The following is a 16,320-nucleotide window of genomic DNA, read 5'->3' as shown; positions in this document are numbered from 1 at the left end:
TCGTGGGGTCAGCGGGCTCGGTTCAGGGTCTGCAGGGCAGCCTTGAGCAGCTGTCCGATCTGCGGGGTGCCGGCGGCCTCGGCCTGCGGGGCCACCGCGGCGACGGCCTCGTCGGCCTCCCGGGCGGCGTAGCCGAGGCCGACCAGGGCGGCGTGCAGCTGGTCGCGCCAGCCGGCGGCGGCCGGGGTGCTCGCGGCGGGTGCTCCGACGGGTTCGCCGAGCCGGTCCCTCAGCTCCAGCAGCAGCTTCTGCGCGCCCTTCTTGCCGATGCCGGGCACGGCGGTCAGGGCCTTCTCGTCGCCGCTCGCCACGGCCCGGCGCAGGGCGTCGGGGGTGTGCACGGCGAGCATGGCCTGCGCCAGGCGCGGTCCGACGCCGCTGGCGGTCTGCAGCAGTTCGAACACCTGGCGTTCGTCCTCGTCGGCGAAGCCGTACAGGGTGAGGGAGTCCTCGCGGACGACGAGGGACGTGTGCAGCCGGGCGGGCTGTCCGACGCGCAGCCCGGACAGCGTGGCCGGGGTGCACTGCACGGCCATGCCGACGCCGCCGACCTCGATCACCGCGGTGTCGGGGGCGAGCGCGGCGACCGTGCCGCTGACGAAGGCGATCATGCCGTACGGCCTTTCGGTGAGGTCGGGGCGGCGGCCCTCAGGCGGGCGGCGGCCTGCTGGAGCCGGTTCTGTGCCGGGGCGCGCCAGATGTGGCAGACGGCCAGGGCGAGGGCGTCGGCGGCGTCAGCGGGCCTCGGCGGCGCGTTCAGCCGCAGCAGACGGGTGACCATCGCGCCGACCTGCGCCTTGTCGGCGCGTCCGCTGCCGGTGACGGCGGCCTTGACCTCGCTGGGGGTGTGCAGGGCGACCGGCAGGCCGCGCCGGGCGGCGCAGAGCATGGCCACGGCGCTGGCCTGGGCGGTGCCCATGACGGTGCGCACGTTGTGCTGGCTGAAGACGCGCTCGACGGCGACGCACTCGGGCCGGTGCTCGTCCAGCCACTGCTCTATGCCCTCCTCGACGGCGAGCAGGCGGTGGCCGAGGTCGGCGTCCACGGGGGTGCGCACCACCCCGGCACCGAGCATGGTCAGCGGCCGGCCGGCCACCCCTTCGACGACGCCGATCCCGCACCGGGTCAGCCCGGGATCCACTCCCAGTACCCGCACCGCGCCCCCCTTCTGGCTCACCTCGATCACCTGTTTGTGCAGGCTATCGGGTGCCACTGACACGGCGACGGGCCGGCGGGGCGTGTCCCGCCGGCCCGTGCCGCGTGTCGTGGGCGTCAGGCGCCGACCTTCTCCATGATCTCGTCGCTGACGTCGAAGTTGGCGAAGACGTTCTGCACGTCGTCGCTGTCCTCGAGCGCGTCGATCAGCTTGAAGATCTTGCGGGCGCCCTCCTCGTCCAGCTCGACCTGGACGGAGGGGACGAAGTTGGCCTCGGCGGACTCGTAGTCGATGCCGGCGTCCTGCAGCGCGGTGCGGACCGCGACCAGGTCGCCGGGCTCGCTGATGACCTCGAAGGTCTCACCGAGGTCGTTGACCTCCTCGGCCCCCGCGTCCAGGACGGCGGCGAGGACGTCGTCCTCGGTCAGCTCGCCCTTGGGGACGATCACCACGCCCTTGCGGTTGAACAGGTACGACACCGAGCCCGGGTCGGCCATGGAGCCGCCGTTGCGGGTCATGGCCACGCGCACCTCGGAGGCGGCGCGGTTGCGGTTGTCGGTGAGGCACTCGATGAGCACCGCGACACCGTTCGGCCCGTAGCCCTCGTACATGATCGTCTCGTAGTCGGCACCGCCGGCCTCCAGGCCCGCGCCGCGCTTGATCGCCGACTCGATGTTCTTGTTCGGGACCGACTGCTTCTTGGCCTTCTGCACGGCGTCGTACAGCGTCGGGTTGCCGTCAGGATCCGGGCCGCCCAGACGCGAGGCGACCTCGATGTTCTTGATCAGCTTCGCGAAGAGCTTGCCGCGCTTGGCATCGATGACGGCCTTCTTGTGCTTCGTCGTGGCCCATTTAGAGTGGCCGGACATCTGCCTGTCTCCTTCGCGTAACCCGTCTGCGTACGAACTTCCAGAGATCCTACAAGGACTCCGGTGCCCTCTTGCCGCGCGCCATGTCCACGAACAGGGAGTGCACGCGGTGGTCACCGGTCAGTTCCGGGTGGAACGAAGTGGCCAGTGCGTTGCCCTGGCGGACGGCGACGATGTGGCCGTCGTGCTCGGCGAGCACCTCGGCCCCGGCGCCCACGGACTCGACCCAGGGGGCGCGGATGAAGACGCCCTCCACCGGTCCGCCCGCGATGCCTTTGACGTCGACGGCGGCCTCGAAGGACTCGTTCTGCCGCCCGAAGGCGTTGCGCCGCACGATCATGTCGATGCCGCCGATGGTCTCCTGGCCGGAGCGCGGGTCGAGGATCTTGTCGGCCAGCATGATCATGCCGGCGCAGGTGCCGTAGACGGGCATGCCGTCGCGCACCCGCGCACGCAGGGGTTCCATCACTCCGAAGAGGACGGCCAGCTTGGAGATGGTGGTGGACTCGCCGCCGGGGACGACCAGGCCGTCGACGCCGGCGAGCTCCTCGGGGCGCCGCACCGGCCTGGCCACGGCGTCGGCCGCGGCCAGGGCGATGAGGTGCTCCCGTACGTCGCCCTGGAGGGCCAGGACGCCTATGACAGGGGTTTTTTCGCTCATCAGTGTGCTTACCAGCCGCGGGAGGCGTAGCGCTCGGAGGCGGGCAGGACGTCGACGTTGATGCCGACCATGGCCTCGCCCAGGTTGCGGGACGCGTCCGCGATGATCTTCGGGTCGTCGTAGAAGGTGGTGGCCTTGACGATGGCGGCGGCGCGCTTGGCCGGGTCGCCGGACTTGAAGATGCCGGAGCCGACGAAGACGCCCTCGGCGCCGAGCTGGCGCATCAGCGCGGCGTCGGCCGGGGTGGCCACACCGCCGGCGGAGAACAGCACCACCGGGAGCTTGCCCAGCTCGGCGACCTCCTTGACCAGCTCGTACGGGGCGCGCAGCTCCTTGGCGGCGGCGTACAGCTCGTGGCTGTCCAGGCCGCGCAGGCGGGCGATGTCGTTCTTGATCTGGCGCAGGTGGCGCACGGCCTCGACGACGTTGCCGGTGCCGGCCTCGCCCTTGGAGCGGATCATCGCGGCGCCCTCACCGATACGGCGCAGGGCCTCGCCGAGGTTGGTGGCGCCGCACACGAAGGGGGTGGTGAAGGCCCACTTGTCGGTGTGGTTGACCTCGTCGGCCGGGGTGAGGACCTCGGACTCGTCGATGTAGTCGACGCCGAGGGACTGCAGCACCTGGGCCTCGACGAAGTGGCCGATGCGGGACTTGGCCATCACCGGGATGGACACCGCGTCGATGATGCCCTCGATCATGTCCGGGTCGGACATGCGGGCCACGCCGCCGTCCTTGCGGATGTCGGCCGGGACCCGCTCCAGGGCCATGACGGCGACGGCACCCGCGTCCTCGGCGATCTTCGCCTGCTCCGGGGTGACGACGTCCATGATGACGCCGCCCTTGAGCTGCTCGGCCATGCCGCGCTTGACCCGGGCGGTGCCGGTCTCGGGGGTCGGGGAGGACTCGGGGGTCGTGGTGGACACGGGTGACCTCACTCGGTGAAGTGCGGATGTGTTGCGCACCGAGCAAACGTGACATGACCAGTCCACGGCAAGGGCCAATAGTGAGCCGGTGGATCCTTTTTGGCGTGCCGGGTCCGGTTCGGGCGGTGACGCACCCGTCCGTCCGGCGGTCCGCGGCGGTGCGGGGTCCGGTGCGGGGTGTCCGGTGGGCGGGTCAGGCCCGGTCCACCAGGGCCTGCGGCGGTTCGTCGTCCATCTCGAACGCCATCGGGAACGGGGCGTGCCCGGCCAGCCGGAACCAGCGGACCTTGCGGTGCTCGCGCAGCCGGCGGGCCGCGCCCACCGCGTCGTTGTGGAAGCGGCGGGCCATCGGCACCCGGCGCACGGCCTCGGACAGCTCGCGGGCGGCCTCCGCGCCGCCGGGCGCCGAGCGGACCTCCTCCACCTGCCGGGGGTCGGAGAACACCGCGCGCAGCGCCTGGCTCAGCTCGCTCTCGGCGACCTCGCGCTGGTCCTCGTCGGCCTGCCGGGCGGCGTGCGCGGCCTCGTAGAGCACGATGGAGGCCGCCGGGTCCAGCACCCCGGAGGTGGCCAGCTCCTGGGCCACCGAGGCGCGGCGGAGCAGCTGCGCGTCGAGCGCGGCCCGGGCGGCGTCGATCCGCGCGTGCAGCCGGTCCAGCCGCCCCGCGGTCCAGCTCAGGTACAGGCCGACGACGACCAGGGCGACGACGATCCAGATCAGCGTTGCGGTCACGGGCCGCAAGGCTACCGGGGCGCCGTCCGGGCCCCGGCCGTCGCGCACGGCGCCGTCCGCCGCTCACGCACCGCGGCGGCGGGGGGCTCAGTCCCGGACCAGCCCCAGCCGGGCCCGCAGGCCGGTCGTGCGGTCGTCCGCGGCCACCGCCGCCGCGCCCGCGGTGACCGTCTCGTAGACGGACAGGATGTCCGCGCCCACCGTGGACCAGTCGAAGCGGCGCACGTGCTCCCGGCCGCGCTCACGCAGCTCGGCCCGGCGCTCCGGGTCGCCGAGAAGGCGCACGGCGGCGTCGGCGAGCGCGTCGGCGTCCTCGTTGGCGAACAGCTCCCCCGCCGTGCCCTGGTCCAGCACCTGGGCGAAGGCGTCGAGGTCGGAGGCGAGCACCGGGGCGCCGGCGGACATCGCCTCCACCAGGATGATGCCGAAGCTCTCCCCGCCGGTGTTGGGGGCGACGTACAGGTCGATGCTGCGCAGCAGGCGCGCCTTGTCCTCGTCGCTGATCATGCCGAGGAACTCCACGTGTGAGCGCAGCTCGGCCGGCAGCGTGGCCACCGCCTCCTCCTCGTCGCCGCGGCCGGCGACCAGCAGCCTGGTGTCCGGGCGGGCCGCGAGTATCTTCGGCAGCGCCCGCATCAGCACCGGCAGGCCCTTGCGGGGCTCGTCGATGCGGCCGATGAAGCCGATGGTGTGCCCCTGCCACTCGGGGCGGGGCTCGGCGCGGGCGAAGAAGTCCACGTCGACCCCGTTGGGGATGACCACGGCGTCGCCGCCGAGGTGCTCGACCAGGGTGCGCCGGGCGTACTCGCTGACCGCGATCCGGGCGCTGATCTTCTCCAGGGCCGCCTGCAGGATCGAGTAGGCGGCGATCATCGCCCGGGAGCGGGGGTTGGAGGTGTGGAAGGTGGCGACGATCGGCCCCTGCGCCGCCCAGCAGGCCAGCAGGCCCAGGGACGGCGAGGTCGGCTCGTGGATGTGGATGACGTCGAAGCGTCCCTCGTGCAGCCAGCGCCTGACCCGGGCCGCGGACAGGAAGCCGAAGTTCAGGCGGGCCACCGAGCCGTTGTAGGGCACCGGTACGGCGCGTCCGGCCGGGACGACGTACGGCGGCAGCGGGGTGTCGTCGTCGGCGGGCGCCAGCACGGACACCTCGTGGCCCTGGCGGATGAAGTACTCGGCGAGGTCGCGGATGTGGAACTGGACGCCGCCGGGCACGTCCCAGGAGTAGGGGCAGACGATGCCGATCCTCACGGCCGCTCCCGGTCACCGGGCCGCTTGTCGTCACCGGGCCGCTCGTCCAGGTCGGCGAGCCACAGCCGCTGCAGCATGTGCCAGTCCTCCGGGTGGTCGGCGATTCCCGAGGCGAAGGTGTCGGCCAGCGCCTGTGTCATGACAGACGTCTTCTCGGCCCGCGTGCCTGACCCGGGTACCTCGACAGGCGGATGCACGCGGCCTTTCATGACGGGCGAGTCGTCGTACCAGAGGGTGACAGGGAGCAGCAGGGCGCCGGTGTGCTGGGCGAGCAGGGCGGGGCCGGCCGGCATGCGGGCGGGTTCGCCGAAGAAGGACACCTCGACGCCCGAGGAGGACAGGTCGCGGTCGGCGACCAGGCAGACCAGGCCGCCGTCGCGCAGCCGCCGGGCCAGCGTGCCGAAGGCGCTGCCGCCGCTGTGCGGGAGCACCTCCATGCCCAGGCCCTCGCGGTAGGCCACGAAGCGGTCGTAGAGGGTCTCGGGCTTGAGCCGTTCGGCGACGGTGGTGAACGGCGTGTTCAGCGCGGTGGTGACCCAGGCTCCGGCCAGGTCCCAGTTGGCCAGGTGCGGCAGGGCGAGGACGACGCCCTTGCCCGCGGCCAGGCCGTCGGTGAGGCGGTGCACGTCCTCGGGTGCGAAGCCGGTGCGGATCCGTTCCGCGCTCCAGGCGGGCAGCCGGAAGGACTCCATCCAGTAGCGCAGGTAGGAGCGCATGCCGGCGCGCGACAGCTCGGCGAGCCGCTCGGGCGTCGCGTCCGGCACCACGCGGGCCAGGTTGCGCTCCAGCCGCCGCACGCCGGCACCGCGCTGCTTGAAGGCGAGGTCGGCGATGGTCCGTCCGAGGTGTGCGGCGACCGGCTCGGGGAGCTTCTTCACGGTGCTCCAGCCCAAACCGTACAGGGCGTCGCTGAGGCGCTCGGGCAGGCTCACGTGGCTGCTCCGCTCCCCTGCTCCTTCTGCCCGGCGGCGGCCGCCTCGGCCTCGGCGGACTCCCTGCGCACGGTGACGACCCGCTGGATCAGCGTGACGAGGCTGCCGGCGGCGACGATCCACAGCGCGACGGGCAGCAGGTACTGGATGCCGGGCACCCCGAACGTGTGCAGCCCCGCGAAACCGGCCGCGACCAGGGAGATCACCAGGCGCTCGGCGCGCTCGACGAGGCCGTTGACGGCGACGGGCAGCCCGATCGACTCCCCGCGCGCCTTGGTGTAGGACACCACCTGACCGCTGGCCAGGCAGAAGATCGACACCGCGCACAGCAGATCGTCGTCGCCGCGCCCGGCGTACCACAGGGCGAAGCCGCCGAAGACGGCCCCGTCGGCCACCCGGTCCAGGGTGGAGTCCAGGAAGGCGCCCCAGCGGCTGGAGCGGCCCAGCTGGCGGGCCATGTTGCCGTCGACGAGGTCGGAGAACACGAACAGCGTGATCACGACCGTGCCCCAGAAGAACTCGCCCCGGGGATAGAAGACCAGCGCGCCCGCGACGACACCGGCGGTGCCGATGAGCGTCACCGTGTCGGGGCTCACGCCCCGGCGGATGAGAAACGCGGCGAACGGTGTGAGGACACGCGTGAAGAATGCACGCGCGTACTTGTTCAGCATGGCCTTCCCGAGGGTCACGGTCGCCGGGCGGCCCCTGCTGGCCGCCGGCTGGCCCATGGTAGCCACGCGGGCGCGCGGGATGTTCCCGTCCCCCGTACCCGGCGGCGGCGGTGCCGGCGGGCGCGGGCCGCGCGGGCGGCTCAGGGGGCCCGGGCCGTTCGTATGGACGCGGCACGAGGGGAGTGGAAAGCTCGAAGAACCGCGGGCGTCGCAGGGGCCGCCAGTGCACGCGGTGCCGCGTGTCCGCGCCCACAGTGACCTCACCGTCAACGGGAGGCAGGATCATGGGCGACAAGGCGCACACCCACCCCGGAGCCGCCGGCAGGGCAGTGACGGCCGACCACCCCGCGTCCATACGGAACGTGGTGCTGGTCGGCCCCTCCGGAGCGGGCAAGACCACCCTGGTGGAGGCTCTCGCGCTGACGGCGGGGGCGCTGAAGCGGGCCGGCCGCGTCGAGGACGGCGGCTGCGTCTCGGACTACGACGAGATCGAGCACCGGCAGCAGCGGTCGGTGCAGCTGTCCGTGGTGCCGGTGAGCTGGGACGGCATCAAGATCAACCTGCTGGACACGCCCGGCTACGCCGACTTCGTCGGGGAGCTGCGGGCCGGGCTGCGCGCGGCGGACGCCGCCCTGTTCGTCGTCTCCGCCGCGGACGGTGTGGACGGCTCGACGCGGATGGTGTGGGAGGAGTGCGCGGCCGTCGGCATGCCGCGGGCCATCGTCGTCACCCATCTGGAGGCGGCACGGGCCGATTTCGAGGAGATGACCCGGGTGTGCGCCGAGGCGTTCGGCGCCGAGGACCCCGACGCGGTGCTGCCGCTGTACCTGCCGCTGCGCGGCCCCGCGGGCCCCGACGGGCACGCGCCGGTGACCGGCCTGGTCGGGCTGCTGACGCGGAAGGTGTTCGACTACACGGGCGGCCGGTGCACGGAGTCGGAGCCGGACGCGGAGCAGCTGCCGCGCATGGACGAGGCACGCAATCGCCTGATCGAGGGGATCATCTCGGAGAGCGAGGACGAGACCCTCATGGACCGCTATCTCGGCGGTGAGCAGGTCGACGTGGAGACGCTGATCAAGGACCTGGAGCGGGCGGTGGCCCGTGCGGCGTTCTTCCCCGTGCTTCCGGCCGCCCCGGCCGCCGAGGGCGCCGCACAGGGCCTGGGCACGGTGGAGGTGCTGGATTTGATCGCCCGCGGCTTCCCGACGCCGCTGGAGCGCGAGGCGCCCGCGGTGACCACGGTCGACGGTGCGCCGCGCGAGCCGAAGCCCTGCGCCCCGGACGGGCCGCTGGTCGCCGAGGTCGTCAAGACCGCCTCCGACCCGTACGTCGGCCGGGTCTCCCTGGTGCGGGTCTTCTCCGGCACCCTGCGCCCGGACGAGACGGTGCACGTCTCCGGCCACGGCCTGACCGACCGGGGCCATGAGGACCACGACGTCGACGAACGCATCGGCGCGCTGTCGATGCCGTTCGGCAAACAGCAGTGCCCGGTGCCCCAGGCCGTCGCGGGCGACCTCGTGTCCGTCGCCAAGCTGAGCCGCGCCGAGACCGGCGACACGCTCTCCGCGAAGGACGAGCCGCTCCTGATGGCGCCGTGGGAGATGCCGGACCCGCTGCTGCCGCTGGCCGTGCAGGCGCACAGCAAGGCCGACGAGGACAAGCTGTCCCAGGGCCTTGCCCGGCTGGTGGCGGAGGACCCGACGATGCGCCTGGAGCAGAACCAGGACACCCGCCAGGTGGTGCTGTGGTGCCTGGGCGAGGCCCACGCCGACGTCGCCCTGGAACGGCTGCGCACCCGCTACGGCGTCCAGGTGGACGTCGTGCCGTACCGGGTGGCGCTGCGGGAGACGTTCGCGACGAAGGCCGCCGGGCGCGGCCGGCACGTCAAGCAGTCCGGCGGGCACGGGCAGTACGCCATCTGCGAGATCGAGGTGGAGCCGCTGCCCGGCGGATCGGGGATCGAGTTCGTCGACAAGGTCGTCGGCGGCGCCGTGCCCCGGCAGTTCATCCCGTCGGTGGAGAAGGGTGTACGGGCGCAGGCGGCCAAGGGCGTCGCCGCCGGGTACCCGCTGGTGGACGTCCGGGTGACCCTGGTGGACGGCAAGGCGCACTCGGTCGACTCCTCCGACGCCGCCTTCCAGACAGCGGGCGCGCTGGCGCTGCGGGAGGCCGCCGCGGACGCGAAGATCCACCTGCTGGAGCCGGTGGCCGAGGTGAGCGTCCTGGTCGGCGACGACTACGTGGGCGCCGTGATGAGCGATCTGTCCTCCCGGCGCGGCCGGGTGCTGGGCACCGAGCAGGTCGGCAGCGGGCGGACCCTGGTACGGGCCGAGGTGCCGGAGACCGAGATCAGCCGGTACGCGGTGGACCTGCGGTCGCTGTCGCACGGCACGGCCCGCTTCGACCGCCGCTACGTCCGGCACGAGCCGATGCCGCCGCACGTGGCCGACCGGGTGCTGGAGCAGGAGCGCGCGGCGTCCTAGCGGCCTTTGGTGGGTGTGCCCACGCCCACCGGGAGGCCGGCGGCGCGGGACGCCGTCGTACAGGCGGGCGGCTTTCGCCGTCCGCCTGTGCGCGCCGACGGGTGCGGATACGCTGATGACCTGTTCAACAGGTGTGCGGGGCAAGGAAGTCGGGAAGGCCGCTAGGGGCTTTCCGTGCGGTCGGCGGGCCCGGGCCTGATCCGCACGCGGGGCCCTGCGGCCTGTCCCGGGACAGGGCGCACGGCGGACACCTCGGCAGTGGGGGCGGCAGTGACAGACGGATTCGACTTCGGACTCGGGGCGCAGGTGCCCCTGTCGGGCGCGGCGGGGCAGACGGCGCCCACCCACTGGCTGGCGGCCGCCGCGTACCGGGACGACGAGGTCGACAAGATCAAGGAAGCCGACAACGAATGGCACCAGACCTCGGTCACCCCGCCGCGGCCCTGGGCGAAGATCTTCCGCCCGAATCTCGGTGAGGCCTTCTCGCGGGCGGTGATCGACCGCATGCTCGGCGCCGGCCGTAAGCCGGTCATCCAGTCCTTCGGGCTGGAGCCGCAGGTCGTCGTGGAGCACTGCCTGGCCGCCCACCGCATCCGCCGCCAGCGCGACATGCGGCTCACCGCGGTGATGGTGGTGTTCGGGCTGCTGTTTCTGCCCGGTCTGCTGGTGTGGCTGGCGGTGTTCGCGCTGCGCGGCAATCTGCGCCGGCGCGAGGACAAGCGGGCCGGGCTGAACGCCACGCTGCTGCTGGTGGCCGTGGGGGTGCTCGCCGTGCTGTTCCTGGTCAAGATGCCGTTCCACGGCTTCTGGGCCTGGTACGCGCGGGCGGCGGTGGTCGCGCCGGTGGCCGGCTGGTACGTGGCCAAGCGGATCTGCGAACGCACCGCGCGGGATCTGCGCGAGCGCTGGAGCGCCCTGCTCTCCGGCGGCGGCGTGGGCGCCAAGATCCCCGAGGCGGTGCCCGGCAGTCCCGGGGACGCCGCCGAGCAGATCCGCAAGGAGCTGGCCCGGCTCAGCGCCGAGCAGCAGTCCAACTCCGCCTTCTACGCCGGTCCCAAGGGCATCCTCGGCATGGGCACCCGCTGGGGCAGCTGGCATCTGGCCGAGGAGCTGGTGTCGGCCGACCCGGACAAGGAGTTCCACCCCTTCCGCAGCTGGGACGTGATCACCGCGATCCAGGGGGGTCTGGGCCTGCTGGAGCGCACGCCGATCAACACCGGCGGTTTCACCAAGCCGAGCATCAAGCACTGGGTCGTCACCCATGTCGGCGAGGGCGCCAAGGAGGTCTCCCGGCCCAGCGGCACCGACGTGGAGAACTACACGGTCAAGACGCACGCGGTGCAGGACATCTGCAACCGGCAGCAGTTCGGCAGCGGCGACCGGCACTACCTCGGCGTGCAGTGGACGCTGTGGGACGGCCAGCTGGTCATCACGATGATGATCACCGTCACCGTGCTGCACAACACGCTGCGCATCGAGGTCACCGGCCATGCGCTGGGCCCGGTCCACGGCCTGTTCAGCCAGAAGCCGGCGGCCAAGGAGAAGCAGGTGGCCAAGGCGGTGAAGTTCTGGGAGACCCGCACGGTGAAGCTGCCGCTCGTGGACGCCGACGAGGTGGTACGGCTCGCCGCCCGCGCCCCGCTGACCTGGTACCCGCCGCTGCTGCACTGGCTCGGCGGCAAGATCGCCCTGCCGGAGCCGTTCGGCCTGCGCCACGCCTGGGCCGAACAGCCGTGGCGGCACCGCTTCATGGCCGACGACGCGCTGCGCGCCGCCACTCCGGTGCTGCGCGTGGTGCACGCGGCGGCGCTGAGGACGCTCAAGGAGAACGGCGTGGACGTGACGAAGTTCGGTTCCCGCTCGTCCGCGCTGAGCGGGGCGGTGCAGGACGTGGGTCCGAAGAAGGCCGACGTCTACAACGCGTAGCGCCTCACGGCACGAAGGCGGGGGCCCGTCCGGTGGACGGGCCCCTTGTCGTTGCCGTCCGGCGGCGTCAGTCGGCCGGCCAGGCGTCCGCGAGCATTGTGCGGGTGTCGGCCAGCAGCTGCGGCAGCACCTTGGTGTGGCCCACGACCGGCATGAAGTTGGTGTCGCCGCCCCAGCGGGGCACGATGTGCTGGTGCAGGTGGGCGGCGATGCCCGCGCCTGCGACCGCCCCCTGGTTCATGCCGATGTTGAAGCCGTGCGCACCGGAGGCGGTGCGCAGGGCCCGCATGGCCTGCTTGGTCAGCTCCGCCAGCTCGGCGGTCTCCGCGACGGTCAGGTCGGTGTAGTCGGCGACGTGCCGGTACGGCACGGTCATCAGGTGCCCGCCGTTGTACGGGTACAGGTTGAGCACCGCGTAGACCAGCTCGCCCCGCTTGACGACGAGTCCGTCCTCGTCGGACTTGGCCGGAATGGAACAGAAGGGGCAGCCGTCACCGGCCCCGGGACCGGTCGGCTTGTTCTCGCCCTGGATGTAGGCCATCCGGTGGGGTGTCCACAGACGCTGGAACGCGTCCTGCGTTCCCACTCCGATCTGCTGCTCCGGCTCACTCGTCATGCGTGCAGCATAGGGCGTCGCTCCGCGGACGAGGAAAGGCCCCCGAGGCTGCCCTCGGAGGCCTTCCGTCCCGCGGTGACGCAGATCACGTCACACCTGTGCGCGCCGCTCCACCACGTCGGCGATCTCGGCGATCGCCTCGTCGCAGGGGATGCCGTTCTTCTGCGAACCGTCGCGGTAGCGGAACGACACCGTGCCCGCGTTCATGTCGTCGTCGCCCACGATGACCATGAACGGGATCTTCTGCTTCTGGGCGTTGCGGATCTTCTTCTGCATGCGGTCGGAGGAGGAGTCGACCTCCACCCGCAGGCCCTTCTCCTTGGCCTGCGCCGCCCACTTCTCCAGGTACTCCACGTGTGCCTCGCCGACCGGGATGCCGACCGCCTGGACGGGGGCGAGCCACGCCGGGAAGGCGCCCGCGTAGTGCTCCAGCAGCACGCCGAAGAAGCGCTCGATGCTGCCGAAGAGCGCGCGGTGGATCATCACGGGCTGCTGACGGGAGCCGTCCGCGGCCGTGTACTCCAGGTTGAAGCGCTTGGGCTGGTTGAAGTCGACCTGGACGGTCGACATCTGCCAGGAGCGGCCGATGGCGTCCTTGGCCTGGACGGAGATCTTCGGGCCGTAGTAGGCGGCGCCGCCCGGGTCGGGGACGAGGGGCAGGTTCTGCTTCTCGGCGGCCTGGCGGAGCGCCTCGGTCGCCTCCTCCCAGTCCTCGTCGGTGCCGATGAACTTGTCGGAGTCGTCGCGGGTGGACAGCTCCAGCTCGAAGTCGTTCAAGCCGTAGTCGCGCAGCAGGTCCAGCACGAAGGTCAGGAGCGTGTCCAGCTCCTGCGGCATCTGCTCCTTGGTGCAGTAGATGTGCGAGTCGTCCTGGGTGAAGCCGCGCGAGCGGGTCAGCCCGTGCACCACACCCGACTTCTCGTACCGGTATACCGTCCCGAACTCGAAGAGACGCAGCGGCAGTTCACGGTAGGAACGGCCGCGCGACTTGTAGATCAGGTTGTGCATCGGGCAGTTCATCGCCTTGAGGCGATAGTTCTGCTCGTCGAACTGGATCGGCGGGAACATGCCGTCCGCGTAGTGCGGCAGGTGCCCGGAGATCTCGAAGAGGTGCTCCTTCGAGATGTGCGGGGTGTTGACGAACTCGTAGCCGGAGGCCTCGTGCCGCTTGCGCGAGTAGGTCTCCATCTCCTTGCGGATCACCCCGCCCTTGGGGTGGAACACGGCCAGGCCGGGGCCCAGCTCCTCCGGGAAGGAGAACAGGTCCAGCTCGGCGCCGAGCTTGCGGTGGTCGCGCTTCTCGGCCTCGGCGAGGAAGTCCAGGTACTGCTTCAGCTCGTCCTTGGACGGCCAGGCGGTGCCGTAGATGCGCTGCAGCTGCGGGTTCTTCTCGCTGCCGCGCCAGTAGGCGGCCGCCGACCGCATCAGCCTGAACGCCGGGATGTGCCGGGTGGTGGGCAGGTGCGGACCGCGGCACAGGTCCTTCCAGCACAGCTCGCCGGTCTTGGCGTCGAGGTTGTCGTAGATGGTCAGCTCGGCGCCGCCGACCTCGGCGTCCGCGCCCTCGGCGGCCTGGGCGGCGTTGCCCTTCAGGCCGATCAGCTCCAGCTTGTAGGGCTCGCCGGCCAGCTCCTCGCGGGCCGCCTCGTCCGTGGTGACCCGGCGGGAGAAACGCTGGCCGCGCTTGACGATCTCCTGCATCTTCTTCTCGATGCGCTTGAGATCCTCGGGCGTGAACGGCTCGGCGACGTCGAAGTCGTAGTAGAAGCCGTCACGGATGGGCGGACCGATGCCGAGCTTGGCCTCGGGGAAGATCTCCTGCACGGCCTGCGCCATGACGTGCGCCGTGGAGTGGCGCAGGATGTCGAGCCCGTCCGGGGAGGAGATCTCGACGCCCTCCACGGTCTCGCCGTCCTGGACCTCGTAGCCGAGGTCCTTCAGCTCGCCGTTCACGCGCGCGGCGACGATCGAGCGCTCGCCGGCGAAGAGGTCGGCGGCCGTAGTGCCCGTCGTCACCACGCGCTCTTCCCGCTCGGAATCGCGTTGGATGATCACACGGACGTCTGACACCGGTCTCTCCTGACTGAAGGGGATTTCCGCCGTGCCCGGCAAGGCAGGGCGATGCGATGCGTTGAAGGGGATGGTACCGAGCCGCTGGCGCCGACCGCGAAACGGTCACCCTCCGTCCTCCTCCGCTCGCTTCTGCGCGACGCCGCCGGTGTCCGTGCCGTCCCCCTGTGCCGCCTTCGCCCGGCCGGCCGTGTCCTCCGGTGCCGGCGGGCGGCTGCGGCACCACGCACCACCTCGCAGGTGCCGGTGAACCGCGGGATGCCGCCGCTGCCGTCCGTGCTGCCGCTGATCCGCAGCGGCAGACCGGCCAGGCGGGCGTGCCCGGCGACGCGCTCGTCCTCCTCGCGCGGCAGCACGGTCACGGCGGCAGCAGGGTCATGGCGGCAGCACGGTCACGAAGGGCGAGCCGGCACCGGGCGGCATCCGGAGCCGGGCCGTGCCCGCGCCGTACGGCCGGGCTCGGTGCGGCCGGACCACGCGGCCGGTGAGGCGTACCGGCACGCACAGCCGGGTCGACGCCGGCGGGCCGGTGCGGCTGTGGGGGCGGTCCCGGCGGGGTGCGGCCGCGCGGGCGCTGTGGTTCACCGAGGGGGCGGTGCGTCATGGCCGGCCTCCCGCCCCGGTTCGCGTCGTGATCTCGCACAGGGTCCGGTCGTCGAAGATCCGCGACATGGGGAGGCGCACGGTGGTGCGGTGCCGGCCGGTGACGGGGTGACCGGCCGGGCTGCCCCGTCGCCATGCCCGACAGCGCTGCCGTTCCTGCCGGTTGCCGGGCCGGGTGCTGCGGGCACCGGCTCGCGCCGTGAACCGCGCGCATCCGAACCGCCGTCGTCTCCGCCCGGCGTACGGCGCAAACAGGCCGGGTATCACGGCAGCAGACGACGGCGTGTCAGCCGCCGTGCACGGGCGAGGGGTTGGGGTCGTCATGACGTACTGCTGGTACGAGGGTCCGCTGGCCGCCTTCGACACGGAGACCACGGGGGTCGACCCGGAGACCGACCGCATCGTCTCGGCCGCCGTGGTGGTCCAGGACGCGGTCGGCACGCGGCCGCGGGTGACCCGCTGGCTGGTGCATCCGGGGGTGCCGGTGCCGCGGACGGCGACGGCCGTGCACGGGCTGACGGAGGAGCATCTGCAGCGCAACGGGCGCTGGCCGGCGCCGGTGATGTACGAGATAGGCGAGCAGCTGGCCGAGCACAGCGCCCTGGGGCGCCCGCTGGTGGTGATGAACGCGCCGTTCGATCTGACGCTGCTGGACCGGGAGTTGCGCCGGCACCGGGCCAGGTCGCTGGAGCAGTGGCTGGCGTCCTCGCCGCTGCGGGTGCTCGATCCCCTGGTCCTGGACAAGCACCTGGACCGCTCCCGCAAGGGCCGGCGCACGCTCGCCGATCTGTGCGCGCACTACGGGGTGCCCCTGACCGCGGCGCACGACGCGGCCGCCGACGCGCTGGCCGCGCTGGAGGTGGTCCGCGCGCTCGGCCGGCGCTTCGCGGCCCGCGTGGGCCGGCTGAGCCCGGCCGAGCTGCACGCTCTGCAGCGGGGGTGGCACGCGGCACAGGCCCGGGGCCTGCGCTTCACGGGCAACGGCACCGAGGAGACGGCGGCCCCGTCCTGGCCGCTGCGCCCCCAGCTGCCCGCGGCGGCGTAGCCGGCACGGCGGGAAGGGGCCCCGCGGGTCCGGGCAGGACGGCTCGGGATCGTGCGGGACGGGCTCGGCATCACCTGGGACGGCCGGCGCCGGGCGGACACCCGGGCGGGGCGGCGGACCGGGTGCACGACGTCCCGGGGCTCGTCACGCGTCCCGGCGAACCGGGCGCACCACCCGCCGGGGCTCGTCACGCGTCCCGTCCGTCCCCGCGGGCACGGTGACCCCCGGTTCCCCGTCCTGCTCCCGCACGCCCATTGACAGCCCTCGGCGTCCCCTCCGCACAATATGGGAGCGCTCCCACACACTGGCTCCCCCCGCTCGTCCTGTTCTCCCCCGCCGGGTGAGGAGCGCGCCGGCACTTCCTTCCGCCTCGACCCCTCA

14 protein-coding genes and 1 pseudogene are annotated in these 16,320 nt (G+C 72.4%); 3 read left to right on the top strand and 12 right to left on the bottom strand.

Going from position 1 to position 16,320, the window contains the following annotated elements; all coding sequences use genetic code 11:
* Positions 1–8: 8 nt before the first annotated feature.
* The 9 genes from ruvA to pgsA form a co-directional block, all read right to left on the bottom strand.
* Positions 9–611, bottom strand: a complete 603-nt coding sequence (ruvA, locus tag IE286_RS19910) for a Holliday junction branch migration protein RuvA (protein WP_189798128.1) — start codon at positions 609–611, stop codon at positions 9–11.
* A complete protein-coding gene (gene ruvC / locus IE286_RS19905) occupies positions 608–1,156 on the bottom strand; it encodes a crossover junction endodeoxyribonuclease RuvC (protein ID WP_189798182.1) in 549 nt (182 codons plus the stop codon). The genes ruvA and ruvC overlap by 4 nt, the downstream gene beginning before the upstream one ends.
* A gap of 116 nt (positions 1,157–1,272) precedes the next feature.
* Positions 1,273–2,025 carry a YebC/PmpR family DNA-binding transcriptional regulator gene (locus IE286_RS19900; protein ID WP_189798127.1) on the bottom strand — a complete coding sequence of 251 codons (753 nt, stop codon included), beginning with the start codon at positions 2,023–2,025 and terminating at the stop codon, positions 1,273–1,275.
* 49 nt (positions 2,026–2,074) lie between these two features.
* Positions 2,075–2,686, bottom strand: a complete 612-nt coding sequence (pdxT, locus tag IE286_RS19895; protein ID WP_189798126.1) for a pyridoxal 5'-phosphate synthase glutaminase subunit PdxT — start codon at positions 2,684–2,686, stop codon at positions 2,075–2,077.
* An 8-nt stretch (positions 2,687–2,694) separates the two neighbouring features.
* A complete protein-coding gene (pdxS, locus tag IE286_RS19890; protein ID WP_189798125.1) occupies positions 2,695–3,609 on the bottom strand; it encodes a pyridoxal 5'-phosphate synthase lyase subunit PdxS in 915 nt (304 codons plus the stop codon).
* Between the two features lie 193 nt (positions 3,610–3,802).
* A complete protein-coding gene (locus IE286_RS19885) occupies positions 3,803–4,342 on the bottom strand; it encodes a LemA family protein (protein WP_189798124.1) in 540 nt (179 codons plus the stop codon).
* An 87-nt stretch (positions 4,343–4,429) separates the two neighbouring features.
* The gene (locus tag IE286_RS19880; RefSeq protein WP_189798123.1) at positions 4,430–5,593 is read right to left on the bottom strand and encodes a glycosyltransferase family 4 protein; all 1,164 of its coding nucleotides are present in this window, start codon (positions 5,591–5,593) and stop codon (positions 4,430–4,432) included.
* Complete coding sequence (locus IE286_RS19875) at positions 5,590–6,525, bottom strand: phosphatidylinositol mannoside acyltransferase (protein ID WP_189798122.1); 936 nt, start codon at positions 6,523–6,525, stop codon at positions 5,590–5,592. The genes IE286_RS19880 and IE286_RS19875 overlap by 4 nt, the downstream gene beginning before the upstream one ends.
* Complete coding sequence (gene pgsA / locus IE286_RS19870; protein ID WP_189798181.1) at positions 6,522–7,253, bottom strand: phosphatidylinositol phosphate synthase; 732 nt, start codon at positions 7,251–7,253, stop codon at positions 6,522–6,524. The genes IE286_RS19875 and pgsA overlap by 4 nt, the downstream gene beginning before the upstream one ends.
* A 227-nt stretch (positions 7,254–7,480) precedes the next feature.
* Here pgsA and IE286_RS19865 point away from each other — a divergent pair, with 227 nt between their 5' ends.
* On the top strand, positions 7,481–9,679 hold the full coding sequence (locus tag IE286_RS19865) for an elongation factor G-like protein EF-G2 (protein WP_189798121.1): 2,199 nt from the start codon (positions 7,481–7,483) through the stop codon (positions 9,677–9,679).
* A gap of 270 nt (positions 9,680–9,949) precedes the next feature.
* Positions 9,950–11,605 (top strand): AbeC-like domain-containing protein, encoded by a 1,656-nt coding sequence (locus IE286_RS19860; RefSeq protein ID WP_189798120.1) that lies wholly within the window; start codon positions 9,950–9,952, stop codon positions 11,603–11,605.
* 67 nt (positions 11,606–11,672) lie between these two features.
* Here IE286_RS19860 and IE286_RS19855 read toward each other — a convergent pair whose 3' ends face one another.
* From IE286_RS19855 to IE286_RS27295, 3 genes and pseudogenes are all read right to left on the bottom strand, one after another.
* Positions 11,673–12,221 carry an HIT family protein gene (locus IE286_RS19855; protein WP_189798119.1) on the bottom strand — a complete coding sequence of 183 codons (549 nt, stop codon included), beginning with the start codon at positions 12,219–12,221 and terminating at the stop codon, positions 11,673–11,675.
* A 90-nt stretch (positions 12,222–12,311) separates the two neighbouring features.
* Positions 12,312–14,291, bottom strand: coding sequence for a threonine--tRNA ligase (thrS, locus tag IE286_RS19850; RefSeq protein ID WP_189798118.1), 1,980 nt, complete (start codon positions 14,289–14,291; stop codon positions 12,312–12,314).
* Between the two features lie 600 nt (positions 14,292–14,891).
* A pseudogene (locus IE286_RS27295) lies at positions 14,892–15,014 on the bottom strand (DUF4365 domain-containing protein); the annotation flags it as partial.
* 202 nt (positions 15,015–15,216) lie between these two features.
* On the opposite strand from IE286_RS27295, the gene IE286_RS19845 reads away from it, so the two are divergent.
* The gene (locus IE286_RS19845) at positions 15,217–15,939 is read left to right on the top strand and encodes an exonuclease domain-containing protein (RefSeq protein WP_189798117.1); all 723 of its coding nucleotides are present in this window, start codon (positions 15,217–15,219) and stop codon (positions 15,937–15,939) included.
* Positions 15,940–16,320: the final 381 nt, after the last annotated feature.

It is taken from the genome of Streptomyces thermodiastaticus, from assembly GCF_014656135.1.
GTDB classification, from domain to species: Bacteria; Actinomycetota; Actinomycetes; order Streptomycetales; family Streptomycetaceae; genus Streptomyces; species Streptomyces thermodiastaticus.
Note: the sequence above shows the minus strand (reverse complement) of the source record. Positions and strands in the feature narration are given on the sequence as shown.

What these genes read in the sequence shown, in the direction of transcription:
- ruvA (WP_189798128.1), bottom strand. Translation starts at nt 611, where the DNA reads ATGATCGCCTTCGTCAGCGGCACGGTCGCCGCGCTCGCCCCCGACACC.
- IE286_RS19900 (WP_189798127.1), bottom strand. Translation starts at nt 2,025, where the DNA reads ATGTCCGGCCACTCTAAATGGGCCACGACGAAGCACAAGAAGGCCGTC.
- pdxT (WP_189798126.1), bottom strand. Translation starts at nt 2,686, where the DNA reads ATGAGCGAAAAAACCCCTGTCATAGGCGTCCTGGCCCTCCAGGGCGAC.
- pgsA (WP_189798181.1), bottom strand. Translation starts at nt 7,253, where the DNA reads ATGGGCCAGCCGGCGGCCAGCAGGGGCCGCCCGGCGACCGTGACCCTC.
- IE286_RS19865 (WP_189798121.1), top strand. Translation starts at nt 7,481, where the DNA reads ATGGGCGACAAGGCGCACACCCACCCCGGAGCCGCCGGCAGGGCAGTG.
- IE286_RS19855 (WP_189798119.1), bottom strand. Translation starts at nt 12,221, where the DNA reads ATGACGAGTGAGCCGGAGCAGCAGATCGGAGTGGGAACGCAGGACGCG.
- IE286_RS19845 (WP_189798117.1), top strand. Translation starts at nt 15,217, where the DNA reads ATGACGTACTGCTGGTACGAGGGTCCGCTGGCCGCCTTCGACACGGAG.